The sequence below is a fragment of the Butyrivibrio sp. INlla14 genome, from assembly GCF_900102515.1.
Lineage (GTDB): Bacteria > Bacillota > Clostridia > Lachnospirales > Lachnospiraceae > Butyrivibrio.
In genome coordinates, this window is record NZ_FMVS01000021.1 from 39121 (window position 1) to 53559 (window position 14439).

Here is a 14439-nt window from a genome sequence, read left to right on the forward strand (position 1 = left end):
GAATTTAAGAAATGGGAAAATTTGAGATCAAGGATACCTTTTATTTGAATGGAGAGCCATTTAAGGTTATCTCTGGTTCTTTTCATTATTTCAGGACTGTTCCGGAGTATTGGACAGACAGACTTGAGAAATTAAAGGCACTTGGCTGCAATACTGTTGAGACTTATATTCCATGGAATCTCACAGAACCTAAAAAGGGTGAGTTCAACTTTGAAGGCATGTGCGATATAGAGAAGTTCATTAAGACTGCCACAGAGCTTGGCCTTTATATCATCATAAGACCATCACCTTATATCTGTGCAGAGTGGGAATTTGGCGGACTTCCAGCATGGCTGTTAAAAGATAGGAATATGCGCCTTAGAGTAAGCTACAAGCCATTCCTTGATGCAGTAGAGGACTATTATAAGGTTCTTATGCCCAGGATCACTCCTTATCAGATTGATAATGGCGGAAATATAATCCTTATGCAGGTGGAAAATGAGTACGGATACTATGCTAACGACCATGAGTACATGAAGGCTATGAGAGACCTGATGGTAAAATATGGCGTAACAGTTCCGCTTATAACATCTGATGGACCATATCATGAGAGTTACAGAGGCGGATTTGCTGAGGGCGCTCATCCTACAGGTAACTTTGGTTCCAAGACAGAAGATAGATTTAATGTAATAAAAGAGTATGCAAATAACGGACCTTTGATGTGTGCTGAGTTCTGGGTAGGTTGGTTTGACCACTGGGGAAATGGCGGCCATATGAAGGGAAATCTTGTTCAGAGTACTGCTGATCTTGATAAGATGCTTGAACTTGGAAATGTCAGCATTTATATGTTCCAGGGTGGTACAAACTTTGGATTCATGAACGGTTCAAACTACTACGATGAGCTTACACCTGATGTTACAAGTTATGATTACGACGGAATCCTGACAGAGGATGGTCAGATCACAGAGAAATACAACAAGTATAAAGAGGTGATCAGCAAGTACGTTGATATTCCTGAAGTTAAGTTTTCTATGGATATCAAGAGAAAGAGCTACGGAACACTTTCCTGCAAGGAAAAGGTATCTCTTTTCTCTGTAGTTGATGATCTGAGCACACCAGTGCACCTTCCATATACAGTTAACATGGAGGAGCTTGATCAGAGCTACGGATATATTCTGTACAGATCTAGGCTTCATTCTGAGGCAGGAATTGCCAAGTTAAAGCTATGGGAGACAGCAGACAGAGCCAATGTATTTGTTGATGAGAATCCTCTTATCACTCTTTACGACCACGAACTGGATCAGGAGCACAACATTCCTATGGAGAAGTTCCTTGCCTGCTCACAGCCAGCTCAGATGCTGGCCGGCAAGTTTATGATGGAAAGAGGTCTTACTCCTGAGACTGCAGCTGCAGCTATCGGCGAGGCAGGTCTTTCTACTGGATGCCTCACAGGTCTTAACGAGAAATTTGATATCCTTGTTGAGAACATGGGAAGAGTTAACTTTGGACCAAGAATGGAGACTCAGAGAAAGGGTATTGGCCGCTGCGTACAGGTAAATGGCCACATGCACAATGACTGGGATATCTACACACTTCCTCTTGATAATGTGGATAAGGTTGATTTTAGCAAGGATTACAAAGAGGGAACTCCAGCCTTTTACCGCTTTACCTTTGACGTGACTGAAAAGGGCGATACATTCCTTGATTTTGAGGGATGGGGCAAGGGTGTTATATTTATCAACGGCTTTAATATTGGTAGATTCTGGGAAATCGGACCTCAGAAGAGACTTTATATTCCAGCACCTCTTCTTAAGGATGGAGAGAACGAGATCATCATCTTTGAGACAGATGGCAAGGTAAAAGATACAATTGAGCTCAAGGATGAGCCAGATATCGGCTAAATAATGTAAAATGATAACCGCATATCGTATAATGACATTTTTAGGTCAGGGAAGCGTTTAGTTTCCTTGACCTTTCTGTTTATTTATTTGAATTATTGTGACTTTTTTCTTGTAAAAGCCTTGAAAAAACGATATATTGAAGTGGTGAAACATACGTAAATAGTGGGGGACGGGGGATTTGAGAAGATACTACTATAGAATATACGGATTTACTCTTGTTTCGGACTATGAGTTTCCGCAGTTTCTATCTGCAGATGAAACATCTGATCCGGATATCGTTGTCCAAATCGGACATATCACAGGAGACATAAAAAAGCTGGCTGATGAAGGCAAAAGGTTCGGCTTCAGAGAAAAAGAAATGTGGTTTAACACAGGTGTTGGCCTCTTTTGGATCCATGATAAATATATTTCTTTTGAAGGCTATAATGGGGGAACTATAGATGATGCGGCCCAGTACATATCAGGGCTGTGCCTATCGATTTATTTATGGCTGCATGGAATGATAATGCTTCACGGCGCCTGCCTTAGGCTAAAGGACAAGACAATTATCGTGGCGGGAGGAAGCGGAAGCGGAAAATCTTCGACATCTACAGAGCTGATAAAGAGGGGAGCTCTTTTGATAGCAGATGATGTTACCGGGATCAAAAAGGAAAACGGCCAGTACTATGTATATCCGGCTTTCCCAGGGCAAAAGCTATGCGCAGACCAGGTAGAGAAGAATGGAATCTGCACAGAAGGGCTTAATCAGGTCAAGTATGACCTTAATAAGTACGAAATTCCAAGAAATGACATTTTCTATGACGCTCCAAGTAAGGTGGATCACATGTTTTGGATCGATCTTGGCCAGGTGGACAGAGTAGAGATGAAGGACATAGATGGTGCAGGCAAGGTACAGGCTGTCATCAAGGCTATATTTATAAACTGGTTTTTTAACGAGGCTTTTAAGCTTGAGGCAGAGGATATACTGCGGTGTATAGAATTTGCCAAGGATATCAGGATACATCAGATAACACGAAACAGACAAAAAGACACACTTAATGAGATTGTAAATTATATTGAGACGCAGATAGCATAGTTTGGGGGATTTATGTCAGCGATTTGGGGAGTTGTTGATCTTTCAGGAAAAGAGATAGACAAGGCGCTTTCTTCTAGAATGAGCAAATGCCTTGAGAACTACAGAATTGATAAAGTTATGGAGCTTTCTGAGGGCAATGTCTATATGGGCTGTGGCCTTCAGTATATTACTAAACAGGATAGAGCAGAGAAGCTGCCCATTAGCGAGGGCCCTGACTTTTTTACAGCAGATTGTTATCTGGACAACAGAGAAGAACTTATCTCTGAGATTGGAAAAGAACTGCCAGGTGAGAGGCTGTCAGAAGATACCCCTGATGGAAGACTTCTATATCTGGCCTTTAAGATCTGGGGCGAAAAGTTTGGAGACCATGTTCTGGGCGCTTTTTCTTTTGCCAATTACAACAAAGATACTAATGAGTTTTATCTTTTTACAGACCACATCTCTTCAAGGAGCGTTCACTACTATGCTTCTGGGGATAAGATATTTTTTGGAACATTGACTAGCTGCATAACCGATGTCTGCCCTGAAATTGATGTGTGCGATAAGTGGATGAGTGCTTGCATGGCAATGGATTTCCCAGTGCTTAATCTGTTTGAGGGTCTAAGCCCCTTTGAGAATGTCTTTATACTGCCCTATGGCTGCGGTGTGAAGGCTAAGCTTTCTCAAGGAAAGGCCAAGGCTACAAGGATAAGGTATTACGATCCTATTTCTGAAATCCATGAAGATAAGAGTATAACTGATGCTCAGGCAAAAGAGATGTTTATTGAAACCTTTAAAAAGGCTGTAGCGGGGACACTTAGAACTGATGGAGAAGTGGGAGTGCTACTTAGTAGTGGCCTTGATTCCACGACAGTTGCCAGCATGGCAGCAACAATACTTAAGGATAGGGGCGATAGCCTGCTCTATAGTTATACTTCGATTCCTCTTAAGGTCTTTGATAAGAACTATGATAATCCCAGAAATTACTGGACTGATGACGAGTCAGGTCTTGTGAAGATTCTCTGTAAAAGATATGACAATATAAAGCCTACTTTCATGGATTGCGAAGGAAAGAGCGTGCTGTCTAATATAAAAAAGTATGTTGCTTACATGGAATTTCCTGGAAAGGCGCTTATTAACCATGTCTGGATGTATGAGGCCTATGAAAAGGCCAGGGCTGATGGATGCAAGATACTTTTATGCGGAAATCATGGTAACTATACTATTTCACATGGAAGCATCTTTAATAGCGCCTACAGGGCCTTTAGCGAGGGCAGGATAGTAACTTCATTTAACCAGGTCTGTCTTGACGCCAAACGTAAAAAGATAAGCAGAAAGGGTCATTTGAAGAGATTTTTCCAGGCAGTTCAGGATGATAGAAGAATGATCACTATTGATGAGATTGTTACGGATCAGTCTTATAGAAAAGAACTGCTTGATAAGTACGGAGTTAGAAAAGCCTGGGAAGATCTTATGAAGCGAGAAGGAAATGGCATTTCTACAAGAAAGCAGTTTGAAAATAGTGTAGTGTCCACATTTGTTTTACAGCTTATGGGACTATATGAGACAAAAGATAGCCTGGATACAGGGGTTCTTGTGCGAGACCCCACAAGGGATAAGAGAATTCTGGAACTATGTTTAAAACTTCCCTATGAGCGTTTTGCCTGGGATGGGCAAGATAGGAGACTTGTAAGAGAATACATGAAGGATTATATTCCTGATGAGATTCGTCTTGTCAGCCGTCATAGAGGAAGGCAGAGTGGCGATGCGCTCCTTAGATATAAGAGCTTTGGACTTCCAGGTGGAGAAAAAGAAGATAACCTTATCGATAAGGATATTGCAAGATATTTTGATATTGATAAGGCAAGGGCTATAATGCAGGAAGAAACTACAGAAGACAATATTCGCAGAAAGGTAAAAATTCTGGCTTGCAGCATTTTTATGAAGAACGTGCGCAAAAAAAGAGAGAGCCTGGTATAAAAACCAGCTCTCTTTTTGATACTTCATTTTTTTAGTCTACATCAGGACCAACTGGCTCACCGCTTGCAGGCCATGTACCTTCATAACGCTCACCATTAATAGTAATCCAATGATTGTCATGTCTTGGACTTACATGTCCGCCACTCTGAGTCTGATCCAGTTCAAGACTTTCGATAACAGGTGTACTCCACGCTTTCATATTTCCCCTCCTTAAAGATTAACTTAATAATATAAGTTTTATATATGAAATAATATCAGCAAAATTAAATTGTGTAAACAATTCTTTCAAAAATGTTATAAATTGAGTCTTTTTGCACATGCAAAGCTGATAAACAACAAAAATATATCGAATAACAATAAAAATATATTGACTTTCGATTTGAGCAGGGTTATATTATGGAGTATAAAGATGTACGTACAATAAAGAAAACTAAAGAAAAAATGTTGTATGGAGGCTTGTATTATGAACAAAGATGAGAAGGCATTAAATGTGGGAGAGGCTGTTAGCGTCGGAGCTACCAAGGCATTTATAGTTGTTCTGACCCTTGGGGCAGTTGTTATGTGTGTATTAGGGCCGAAACTTGTGGATATTATTATGACCAAGACATCACCCCTTGTGCCAGATGCATATAGATACTGGATAATGCTGATTGGAGGCTATATTCTTGCAACTATTCTTTTTGTCTTTTTGTATCTAATGTATAAGCTTGTTTGCAGAATAGAGCTGGGAGAAGTCTTCGTTATGCAAAACGTGAGAGCGCTTGGACTTCTTAGTAATCTGGTATTTCTTGCCTGCCTTATCACATTTGTGATTGGAATCACCTGCACATACATGATTTTTGTCATTACTGTGGCTGCAGCTTTTATGACACCAATAATAAGTGTCATTAGATATGCCTTTGCAAGAGCTGTTGCCATGAAGGATGAACTTGATCTTACTGTATGAGGAGGAGACCATGATCAGAGTAAATTTGGATGTTGTAATGGCCATGCGTAAGGTTGGCGCAGGAGATTTGGCAGAGAGAGTTGATATAACTCCAGCCAATCTGTCTATTCTAAAAAATAACAAGGCCAAGGCAATAAGGTTTTCAACCTTGAATGCCATTTGTAAAGAGCTTGGCTGTCAGCCAGGGGATATTCTGGAATATGTTCCGGATGATGAAGGATGAATGAAGAAAGATGAGTGAAGAAAGAGATCAGGTCGAGTGTTTTACTATTCAGACAAGACAATAGACTCTAAAGGAGGAGACATGGAAGCAAACACTAATAATCAGCAGATTCAGTATGTACAGGTTACGCCACAAGCGGCTGCTGCGCCTGCAAATGCACAAAAGGTTGGGAGGATTCTTAGTAATGCTCAGAAGGATGTTTTCAAATGGGCAGCAGTAATTAGCTATATAGTTGGATTTATCTATGTTAAGTACGGTATAGAGAATAGTGGAATAGTATCAGGATTCCCTTATTTGGGAAGACTCATTTTTGCTATAGTTTTCGTTGCATGCACAGAGGTTTTTGCATATAAGATTGGCGTTACCTACGAAAGCCTTAAAGAGAAGAAGAAATCCTTTATTGAGCCGGCCATATATGCTATGTGTATTGTTCTACAGTCACTTGCTTATACCCTGTGGGGAACTCATGAAGACTGGGCATTTTATCAGTTTGTGCTATGGCATTTTTCTTTTGTCTACTACGTTCTTGCAAGAACAGGCACACTTGCTGCTGGCAGAAGTGGACTGATGTTTATAATAGACAGCTTCCAGGGATTTATTACAGTTCCTTTTGCAAATCTCTTTTTGAGAATAAATGCCATATTTAAAAAGGGCGAAATGGATGATGAACTGTATGAAAGCGAGCATCCAGCCAAGAAGATAAACAAGGCAACAGTGATCACTATTATAGTCAGTCTTGCGATTGCAGCTATTGTTTGTCTGTACGCAGTCGCTGAGCTTACATCTGCTTCTGAGACTTTTGCAGTTTTGGGGGATAAGTTCTTTAATTACCTTGATTATTTTCTCAAGCAGAAGTTCTGGGATTATATCTGGGAAAATTTCGTGATGCTGATCGTGTCTATCCCTGTAGGAGCGTATCTCTTTGGACTTGTTGGAGGATCTCTTTTCCGCGACAAGCCTTACTACAGGATTAAGGACTTTGAGGAGGATACCAGAAGTTACCATCTGCTTCCTTCGTACTCGGCTTATATAGTGATTGGCAGCGTATGCTTTGTATATGCCCTGTTTTTAGGCGCATCCATCAATGATTTTATCGCTCACAAGGGACTTTTTGCTGAGTCAGCACCTGAGGCCTGCCAAAGAGCTCTGAGTAGCTTCTGGAGCCTTATAAGAGTAGTTCTTATGAACTTTGCTGTGATCGCCTGCTCCTGCATCTTTTCAAAGAAAGCCCTCTGGGAAGAAAAGGGAACCAGGATTCTTGCGACAGTTCTTTTTATTTTTGCCCTTGGATTTGCAATTATGGCGGCCTTTAACCTGATGGGCGTATATGTGGGCTACTACGGCTGGACACCTAGAAGAATCTTATCTTCATGGGTTGTAATGAATGTGATAGCATGGTGCATCCTTTTGATCATTCGTTTTTATAAAAAAATACCTGCCGCTCAGATAGGTATCATCCTCGCGGCAGTATCATTCTCTGTTATTGATATGTTCAAGTTCTAATGTTAAAAGAGCTAAAAACAGAAACCTATAGTTAATGAGGATATTATCTGAGTTCTCCGTATAGATGCCCATTAAATTCGTTGAAATAGGTTTCCTCAACCTTACGCATAAAGACGGTTATGTCCTTATCGCCAAAGAAGAGTTCAAACCTTATAGAACCGACGCATTCGCCGATTAAGTGAACTCGAATGTAGAGGTCGTTATCTTTAAGCCATGTGGCGCCTGCTGTGTAGTAGGCGTCATATTTTTTTATATTTCCTTCTGCCATGTCAGATAAAGAAAAGTCGATGGTCATGGTATCAGAGTCGTCGGAGGCTATCAGGATAAGGCTTGATTTCCCGGTCTCGTTAAGCTCAAGAGAAAGCTCTTTAAACTTCTGAGGATTCTCGGTTAATTTGTAGCTTAGGCGGATTGATTTGCTGTTAGCCTGGTTGCCAAGTTTGTTTTGGATGACACTGCTGCAGATTGTCAGATTTTCATTAGGCTTTCCAGGAATCCGCGGGCGGGAAACTCTAAGGGAGTCAGCGTACTTGACAAGCTCGCTGTATGGGCTGGTCCTGCCAGATCCATTTTCAGCTGTAACGCCATCTTGGTGACTGTCAGTACTTATGGAATTTGAATCAGAGGTAGTACCAACATTAGTATTTTTGATAGCTGGCAGCAGGAGATTGTAGATTCCATCATAAATTACCTGGTTGCCTCCGGCGATGCCCTGAGTATCAGCTGTTGTCATGATAAGGAGCTTGTAGTCAGGAATGCTGATAGCAAGCTGACCACCCATGCCGTACAAGACAAAGCCGCCCTTTTCATTCTGCCATATCTGCATGCCATAGCCCATAGATTCACTGGGAATCGGGCCTGTCATTATGCTGGGGCTAAGATTAGAAGTTGCAAGCTCGATAAATTCAGGGTTTAGGAGAGTACGCTTTATACCATCGCTGCAGGTTACAGTTCCTTTTTTATCCAAAAGATATAAAACCTTCAGGATATCCATAGGCTTTGCCACAAGACCGCTTCCGCCAATGGATACCCCAAAGGGATCCTTTACCATGTAAGAATCTTTACTAAAGTCCAAGTGGTTTAATACTTTTTCTTTTAAATAATCAAGCATGGGCATCTTTGTCTCTTTTTCCACCAAAGCGCAGAGCACATGGGCAGCAGAAGTGTCGTAGTGGAAAACTGTGCCTGGCTTGTGGGTTGGAACTACGGTAAAAAAGCTCTCTACCCAGTCAGATTTCATGTCCACCTTGTAGGTTGTGGAAGCGTGGCAGGTGCGCATCATCAGCATGTTTCTGATGGTGGTATCCTTGATCCACTTATGAGTATTTTCGCTAGTATATTCCGGGAAATAAGTCGCGATCGATTCATCAAGATCAATACGGCCCTCGTCAGCCAAAAGAGATATGGCAAGGGCAGTAATACTCTTACTTATAGAAAACATCCTGTGAAGGGTATTTTCTGTGCATGGTGCATAGTATTTTTCAAAAATGAGCTTATCATTTCTCATGACAAGAAGAGAGTGCATGGGTATGTCTTTTTTATCCAGGTACTGCAATAATCCTTTTATTGCGTTTGATGAAACACCTGCTTCTTCTGGCAAACATCTTTCAAATTCAAACATATGAGGCTCCTTGTGCTTTAAATTATATTCATTCTAACACAAAAACCCCTTCGGCTGGGGACCGAAGGGGTGGTGCACTGATCTACTCCAAACTAATAGTCAGTACGTCGGAAAGGTTTAAAGCTATGAAAATATAGCGGGGGTTGGCTTTATTACTTGTTGAAAACAGATGCAAGATAAAGGAATCCGCAATATCCGTTCTCATCAAGAAGACTCATATGGTCGTAACCAGCAGGAACCACAACTGTAGTTTTCTCATGGTTAACTGGGAATGTAACTTCAAGTGTAAGGTCTGCACGAGCAGCAAGGGCTTCCATCATCATCTTGTCGATGCAGTATGAAGCTGATGTCTCAAGTCTTACGATAGCACCCTGTGGAGCGTTCTTAACTGTATCGATGAAGGCTCTCTTGTACTGGAGTGCTGTGAGGTTACCATTAGCCTTAACTGTAACTACTGGCTTGTTTGAAGTTACAACGCCATCTTCAAGAGAAGCACCAAGAACTTCTGGAAGTTCACTTGAGTTTTCAATTGAAAGAGTAGCAAAAAGAACTGGAACATTTACAATTTCAGGTTCCTGAGACTCAGATGCAACATACTGTGCTTCAGAACCATTGTTTGCAGCAACAGCGATTGTAGCTGGCTTAAGTACAGCTGTAATGTTGATTCCGCCATGCCAGCCTTTGATTTTAACTGTATAAGTATTGTCTCCGTTATCGATTACAGTTGCGTTTTCGCCACCTGTAATAGTGTATCCGTCCTTGGCGCTTATTTTGAGTCCTGATTTTCCAGAAATGGTATAGAGTCCATATTCCTTGAACATGTTCTCGTCATAGCCTCCCAGGATCTGGTAGTTACTACTGTCGGAAGTATCTACTCCTATAATGAAGTTTGTTTTGTCATTATACTGTGATCTAAGATAATTTTCATAGAAAGTGCTAGTATCCATTCCGCTTTCAGCTATGCTATAGTTTTGCTGGATTGAAACTCCATTGTATTCACTGGCATAGAAAGTTGGAAAAGAATCAATGATAGCCTTGGCAATTGCCTCGTAATCATATTCTACCTTTGTATTGCCGTTTTCATCTGTTGTCTCTTTTTTGCCTGCACTGCTGTAATCAGTGTAGGAACCATAGTTATTTCCAGTGATAAGGATGATCTTACCTGGGTTAGACATTGGCTCATCAGACTTAATATTACCATCTACGATCACGATTCCGCCGGCCTTGCCAGGAGCTGACTCTACTACAAATCCGGCACCGCTTGTGCCATGTACGTCACCTTCAACTACAATAAGGCCTGTGCCATCGCTTATGATCGCATCTGCGCCTGTAACGTCACCATTTACAGCAACAGTTGAACCGTTTGTTGCCTTGATGCCTGCTTTATCTCCGGATACGTTATCTTTTTTATCATATGTATCATAATCCCCAGAAGCTACAACAGTTGCTCCGTCTGCCTCTATTGCAGTGCCTTCAGAGGTGATAGAAGAGCCCTCTACAAAAACAATTGAACCATTTGAAGCTTCAACAGCACTTTCGCTTTCTGAACCAACAGGGTTTCCTTTTACTGTGACTGTTCCTTCGTTTACTTCAACTCTTTCACCTTCACCAATTTCAATCACTTCTCCAACGTCCTCACCTTCCTGGCCGCCACTTGCTGGAACGTTAGGCTCGATTACAGATTGAATCTCAGTTTCTGTAGCTGGTTCTGCAGCAAATGCTGTTACTGTTGGCGCAAAGGCAATTGACATAGCCATTGTGATTGCTGTTAAGTTGATTAGTGTCTTTTTGTACATTTTTTCATTCCTCCATATTTTGAACTTCCGTTTGTTTTTCTCCCCATCATATGTGGTCTCTTAGTGAAGTTCGTGTTACAATACTAATAACAATATCTTTTAAAATGATGTTGCAGGTCGATTAAAAATTTTTAAAATTTTTTTTCAGTATGCTATAATCATTTTTGGATTTTTAATAAGTAGTTATGAGAGGTAGTTATGTCTTCAATTATCCAGAACAACCAGGTATTTAATAATGAGGTCCCATTCTGCAGGGTCTACAGCGTAGAGAGCAAGAAGCAGCTCGAAGAGAGATTCCTTGCGCACAGGATTTCATATTTTATAGAATGGCAGGACAAGAATTTTATACAGCGCTTGTTTGACAGAAAGGGCAGCAAGATTGTTTGCACCTTCAGAATCAACAAGGGCGAGCTCCAGAGGGCAAGAGAACTTGCTACAGGCATTGAGGGAATCAAGTTTAAAGACTACGGAGAGATCAAGAACACCGAGCGCATCCGCAGGAGGAGCGAGGCAGTCAAGGAAACAAGTGACGGAATGGAAATGCCAGAGCTGAAATTTGAGAATAGTCCTGATGATTACGAAGAGGAATGATAATAGAGTAGGGGATTAAACGCCCCTACTTTTGTTTTACAAAGTTTTTTATGGGAAATGCAGGTTGATGTAGGATAGCTAGGCATTTTCCGGGTTTAGGAGATTAATATGTCATACAACGAGAGAATGAGAAAATTTGAAAAGATAAATCAGAAGATGAGCGGTGGCAAGGATAAAGCCAAGGCTTTAGGCAAGGCAGATGATAAGGCACAGGATAAGGCTAAAGCGAAAAAACAGATAAAGAGCCATGATTTTCAATATGAAGAAACAGGGGCATTTGGGAAAAAGCCTGCTGGCAGAAATACTGTAGGCAGGCCTGGCGACAGAAATACACAGAAAGATATGGAAATGGCAGTTGATAAAAAGAAAAGCCGTTGCCCTTACTTTAAAAAGTGCGGCGCCTGCCAGATGATAGATACTCCATATGACAAGCAGCTTCGCCAGAAGCATGCTCATGTTGCCGAACTACTTGAGCCATATACAAGGGTTGCAGCCTTTGTTGGCATGGAAGAGCCTGAGCACTACCGCTGTAAGGTCCACGCAGTCTTTACCCATGACAAAAAGGGAAATCCTGTGTCTGGAATCTATAGAGAAGGCACCCACGACGTAGTTCCTATTGATTCATGTCTATTGGAGGACCAGAAGGCAGATGCTATCATCGCTTCAATCCGTGGAATGCTCAAATCCTTTAAGATAAAGACCTATGACGAGGACAATGGTTATGGGCTTCTTCGTCATGTTCTTATTAGAATCGGTAAAAAAACTGGCGAGATCATGGTGGTTCTTGTGACAGTATCACCTATTTTCCCGTCCAAGAATAACTTTGTGAAAGCTCTTTTGAAGGAACACCCTGAGATCACAACTATTGTACTTAATGTTAATGACAAGCAGACCAGCATGATACTGGGAGACAAGGAAAAGCCTATGTATGGACCTGGCTTTATCTATGATGAGTGCTGCGGCATGAGATTCAAGATTAGTCCAAAGTCCTTCTACCAGGTAAATCCTATCCAGCAGGAGGTTCTGTACAATAAAGCTATTGAACTTGCAGATCTTAAGGGCACTGAGGTAGCTCTTGACTGCTACTCAGGCGTAGGTACTATTGGTATTATTGCAAGTCCTCATGTTAAAGAGGTGATTTCTGTTGAGCTAAATCCAGATGCAGTTAAGGATGCCAAGCTTAATGCCAAGATCAACAATGTGGAAAACATTACATTCTACGAGAATGACGCCACAAGATTCATGCAGCAGATGGCTGATTCAGGTGATAAGGTTGATCTTGTGTTCATGGATCCACCAAGAGCCGGCTCAACACCAGAGTTTATCTCATCTATGATTGCCCTTAACCCTGAGAAGGTAGTGTACATTTCCTGCAGTCCAGATTCCCTTGCAAGAGATCTTGAGCTTATAACCAAGGACGGTTACAAGGTTAAAAAGGCTGTGCCTGTGGACATGTTCCCATTCACCAGATCTATAGAGACTGTGGTGTGCCTGTCCAAACACTGATAGTAAAATGATGTGCCTGTCCAAACACTGATGGCCAAAACAGGCAACAGGAGACCGGTCTATTATCAATGATACCTATTTTGCTCACAAGAAGTGATAGATTCTTGTGGGCATATACCGATTTTGCTCACAGGAAGTGATAGATTCTTGTGGGCATTTTCTCTTTTGGCCTGAGGAAGTTATTCTAATTGATGAGTTTACATCTATAAAATGATATTTGTAGAAAAGGATGAATGCAAAATTTTCGATTACATCTGTAAGGGCACAATTGAATAAAAAGATGTATGAAGCAGGCTGTTTTATTAAATTGCTATCAATTATATTGGTCGGATTTACGGCTATTATGAAATAAATATGATAATGGCAGTAAAGAGACTAGTAGGTAAAAAGGGATATTCTGTTTTTGAAGTCAATTGTTACAACTAGAAAATGTAATTTGAAAAATTGAACGTATTGATAAAAAATTAACGTGTCCGTATTTGACATAATCAAGAAAAAGATGTAATGAGCCCCAAAAACGCAAGAAAAAGAAGCAAGAAAAAGAAGCAAGAAAAGAAGCAAGAAAAGAAGTAAGAAAGTAATGAGTCAAATACGAGGTGACGAATAATACTCAGGAAAAATAAAGCAGAAACTAAGAATTATCATAGTAATGAATTGTTAAACGAAAAATGGTACAATAAGAGATGAATTCTTGTGGGGATATTCTGCTTTTACCCGCAATAAGTCATAATTTTACGCATAATAGGGGGAAAATCATGAACAAGAAGTATTTTGGGGTAAAAGAAATAGCGATTACAGCGGCACTTCTGGCTATCTGCGTGATAAGTCAGATATTTAAAAATGTTAGCATTTTTATAACCGGTCCAATCATAAACACTTGTATTATCATTGCTGTGTTGTCAGTTAATCTTCCATGTGCCATTCTTTTGTGCATTATAACACCTGTTACTGCATATCTTATTGCAGCATCTCCTGTTATGAACATGGTTCCACTTATAATTCCATTTATAATGCTTGGAAATATTGTCCTTGCAATATCTACAGCTCTTTTGCTAAAAAAGAGTATGTCTACAGCAAATGGCCTTAAATCTCCACTCAATTATATAAAAGCTGTTATTTGTGCAGTATTAAAGGGAACTTTTATGGGACTTACCATATCTTTGTGGTTACTGCCTACATTCATCCCGGCAGATAGTAAATTATATGGTAAGCTCTCTGTATTTCAGACTAATTTTTCAATTTATCAGGCTATAACAGCAGCAATAGGTTTTGCTTATGCCTTTATTATCTGGGCTGCACTCAGGAAATTTTTGAAAAAAGAAATGTGATCATTTCAGTT

12 protein-coding genes are annotated in these 14439 nt (G+C 40.6%); 9 read left to right on the plus strand and 3 right to left on the minus strand.

Annotation, left to right across the window (positions count from 1 at the left end; translation table 11 throughout):
• Positions 1 to 11: 11 nt before the first annotated feature.
• The 3 genes from BLO53_RS13420 to BLO53_RS13430 all read left to right on the plus strand — a co-directional run bounded on the left by BLO53_RS13420 (position 12) and on the right by BLO53_RS13430 (position 4914).
• Positions 12 to 1880, plus strand: a complete 1869-nt coding sequence (locus tag BLO53_RS13420; RefSeq protein ID WP_092062641.1) for a glycoside hydrolase family 35 protein — start codon at positions 12 to 14, stop codon at positions 1878 to 1880.
• 178 nt (positions 1881 to 2058) lie between these two features.
• Entirely contained in the window at positions 2059 to 2955 is an 897-nt protein-coding gene (locus tag BLO53_RS13425) for a hypothetical protein (RefSeq protein ID WP_092062644.1), read from the plus strand.
• 12 nt (positions 2956 to 2967) lie between these two features.
• A complete protein-coding gene (locus BLO53_RS13430; protein ID WP_092062646.1) occupies positions 2968 to 4914 on the plus strand; it encodes an asparagine synthase-related protein in 1947 nt (648 codons plus the stop codon).
• Between the two features lie 31 nt (positions 4915 to 4945).
• Here BLO53_RS13430 and BLO53_RS19280 read toward each other — a convergent pair whose 3' ends face one another.
• Complete coding sequence (locus BLO53_RS19280) at positions 4946 to 5113, minus strand: hypothetical protein (RefSeq protein WP_176757284.1); 168 nt, start codon at positions 5111 to 5113, stop codon at positions 4946 to 4948.
• A 264-nt stretch (positions 5114 to 5377) separates the two neighbouring features.
• On the opposite strand from BLO53_RS19280, the gene BLO53_RS13435 reads away from it, so the two are divergent.
• From BLO53_RS13435 to BLO53_RS13445, 3 genes are all read left to right on the plus strand, one after another.
• A complete protein-coding gene (locus BLO53_RS13435; protein WP_176757285.1) occupies positions 5378 to 5860 on the plus strand; it encodes a DUF2975 domain-containing protein in 483 nt (160 codons plus the stop codon).
• A gap of 10 nt (positions 5861 to 5870) precedes the next feature.
• Complete coding sequence (locus BLO53_RS13440; RefSeq protein ID WP_026488275.1) at positions 5871 to 6083, plus strand: helix-turn-helix domain-containing protein; 213 nt, start codon at positions 5871 to 5873, stop codon at positions 6081 to 6083.
• Between the two features lie 81 nt (positions 6084 to 6164).
• Positions 6165 to 7586 (plus strand): DUF4153 domain-containing protein, encoded by a 1422-nt coding sequence (locus BLO53_RS13445; protein WP_092062651.1) that lies wholly within the window; start codon positions 6165 to 6167, stop codon positions 7584 to 7586.
• Positions 7587 to 7629: 43 nt separating this feature from the next.
• Here the strand turns inward: BLO53_RS13445 and BLO53_RS13450 are convergent, their stop codons facing one another.
• Both BLO53_RS13450 and BLO53_RS13455 read right to left on the minus strand, forming a co-directional pair.
• Positions 7630 to 9207, minus strand: a complete 1578-nt coding sequence (locus tag BLO53_RS13450; RefSeq protein WP_092062654.1) for a serine hydrolase domain-containing protein — start codon at positions 9205 to 9207, stop codon at positions 7630 to 7632.
• 152 nt (positions 9208 to 9359) lie between these two features.
• Complete coding sequence (locus tag BLO53_RS13455) at positions 9360 to 11003, minus strand: hypothetical protein (RefSeq protein WP_092062657.1); 1644 nt, start codon at positions 11001 to 11003, stop codon at positions 9360 to 9362.
• 198 nt (positions 11004 to 11201) lie between these two features.
• Between BLO53_RS13455 and BLO53_RS13460 the strand changes: the two genes are divergently transcribed.
• The 3 genes from BLO53_RS13460 (at position 11202) to BLO53_RS13470 (ending at position 14428) form a co-directional block, all read left to right on the plus strand.
• On the plus strand, positions 11202 to 11594 hold the full coding sequence (locus BLO53_RS13460; protein WP_092062660.1) for a hypothetical protein: 393 nt from the start codon (positions 11202 to 11204) through the stop codon (positions 11592 to 11594).
• Positions 11595 to 11702: 108 nt separating this feature from the next.
• A complete protein-coding gene (gene rlmD / locus BLO53_RS13465) occupies positions 11703 to 13100 on the plus strand; it encodes a 23S rRNA (uracil(1939)-C(5))-methyltransferase RlmD (protein WP_092062662.1) in 1398 nt (465 codons plus the stop codon).
• Between the two features lie 755 nt (positions 13101 to 13855).
• On the plus strand, positions 13856 to 14428 hold the full coding sequence (locus BLO53_RS13470; protein ID WP_092062665.1) for an ECF transporter S component: 573 nt from the start codon (positions 13856 to 13858) through the stop codon (positions 14426 to 14428).
• The last annotated feature ends 11 nt before the right edge of the window (positions 14429 to 14439 follow it).

What these genes read in the sequence shown, in the direction of transcription:
- BLO53_RS13420 (WP_092062641.1), top strand. Translation starts at nt 12, where the DNA reads ATGGGAAAATTTGAGATCAAGGATACCTTTTATTTGAATGGAGAGCCA.
- BLO53_RS13430 (WP_092062646.1), top strand. Translation starts at nt 2,968, where the DNA reads ATGTCAGCGATTTGGGGAGTTGTTGATCTTTCAGGAAAAGAGATAGAC.
- BLO53_RS19280 (WP_176757284.1), bottom strand. Translation starts at nt 5,113, where the DNA reads ATGAAAGCGTGGAGTACACCTGTTATCGAAAGTCTTGAACTGGATCAG.
- BLO53_RS13435 (WP_176757285.1), top strand. Translation starts at nt 5,378, where the DNA reads ATGAACAAAGATGAGAAGGCATTAAATGTGGGAGAGGCTGTTAGCGTC.
- BLO53_RS13440 (WP_026488275.1), top strand. Translation starts at nt 5,871, where the DNA reads ATGATCAGAGTAAATTTGGATGTTGTAATGGCCATGCGTAAGGTTGGC.
- BLO53_RS13445 (WP_092062651.1), top strand. Translation starts at nt 6,165, where the DNA reads ATGGAAGCAAACACTAATAATCAGCAGATTCAGTATGTACAGGTTACG.
- BLO53_RS13450 (WP_092062654.1), bottom strand. Translation starts at nt 9,207, where the DNA reads ATGTTTGAATTTGAAAGATGTTTGCCAGAAGAAGCAGGTGTTTCATCA.
- BLO53_RS13455 (WP_092062657.1), bottom strand. Translation starts at nt 11,003, where the DNA reads ATGTACAAAAAGACACTAATCAACTTAACAGCAATCACAATGGCTATG.
- BLO53_RS13460 (WP_092062660.1), top strand. Translation starts at nt 11,202, where the DNA reads ATGTCTTCAATTATCCAGAACAACCAGGTATTTAATAATGAGGTCCCA.
- rlmD (WP_092062662.1), top strand. Translation starts at nt 11,703, where the DNA reads ATGTCATACAACGAGAGAATGAGAAAATTTGAAAAGATAAATCAGAAG.
- BLO53_RS13470 (WP_092062665.1), top strand. Translation starts at nt 13,856, where the DNA reads ATGAACAAGAAGTATTTTGGGGTAAAAGAAATAGCGATTACAGCGGCA.